Raw genomic sequence first — 237 nt, 5'->3', positions numbered from 1 at the left:
CTCGTACTACTTCCCGAGCGATCTGCAAACCTACACGGCACGTACCAACGAGCTGGTGGGCACCCTGAAGAACGTGGTGGACGTGTGGGAGATCGCCAACGAGATCAACGGCGAATGGCTGCGCGTCGATTCGAACGGCCCGGACGCTGTGGCGGCGCAGGAAGAGACGGACATCGGCAACATGGTGGCGGCGGCGTACGACATCGTGAAGGCCAACGGTGGTCTGACCTCCGTGAC

1 protein-coding gene is annotated in these 237 nt (G+C 62.4%); it reads left to right on the top strand.

Going from position 1 to position 237, the window contains the following annotated elements; translation table 11 throughout:
• Window positions 1–237: hypothetical protein (locus tag RVY79_RS21500; protein WP_317466654.1), on the top strand; the 237-nt coding region annotated here is incomplete at both ends.

Source organism: Chromohalobacter sp. HP20-39 (assembly GCF_033052815.1).
Lineage (GTDB): Bacteria > Pseudomonadota > Gammaproteobacteria > Pseudomonadales > Halomonadaceae > Chromohalobacter.
This window is presented reverse-complemented; position numbering and strand designations above follow the sequence as displayed.